This window comes from Gillisia xinjiangensis (assembly GCF_046298265.1).
GTDB lineage: Bacteria > Bacteroidota > Bacteroidia > Flavobacteriales > Flavobacteriaceae > Gillisia > Gillisia xinjiangensis.
Genome location: NZ_JBKAHK010000090.1, coordinates 1 through 570, shown reverse-complemented (window position 1 = coordinate 570; position 570 = coordinate 1). Strand labels below are relative to the sequence as shown.

The following is a 570-nucleotide window of genomic DNA, read 5'->3' as shown; positions in this document are numbered from 1 at the left end:
CCGATCTGGTTGGCCAGCTCGCGAAAGCCGGTGTAGACGAGGAACAGGATCGCCAGCCACATCTGGATTGCCGCGAAGCGCCCCCAGGTGAAATGCGCCGCTTCCTCCGCGACGCCGGTGGCGAAGCCGTATTCATTGGTCGCCGCCGACAGCAGCGCTTCGGCAATGCGGATCAGCGTGGTGATGGCGATATAGAGCGCCGCTTTCCACAGCGTGTTGTAGATCAGCGGCTTGTGGGGATAGCGGTTGAAGAAGGGCAGCTTGTCGGCGATCAGCACCGCCTTGCCGACAATCAGCGCGCCGACCGTCGCGGCGCCGTGGGAGACGATGCTGAATCCCCGCGCCGGATCCATGAAGGTGATCGTCAGCACGAGCACATTGAAGCAGACAAAGAAGAAGATCGTCGGCACCAGCATCAGGCGACCTTCGTGCAGGATCACCGCGCCAATGTGTTTCATTCCCTTGTCTCCCCGAACGGGCCTCCCCAAAGCTGTGCTCCCTGCCAGGCGACCCATCCATGCAGGGTTACGGGCGTGCCGCGCGCAATCCGGTCTCCCTACCCCCGCACCC

1 protein-coding gene is annotated in these 570 nt (G+C 63.2%); it reads right to left on the bottom strand.

Annotation, left to right across the window (positions count from 1 at the left end; all coding sequences use genetic code 11):
- The coding region (locus ACKGJN_RS16635; RefSeq protein WP_409540687.1) for a hypothetical protein at nt 1-458 on the bottom strand (458 nt) is incomplete at its 3' end.
- Between the last annotated feature and the right edge of the window lie 112 nt (nt 459-570).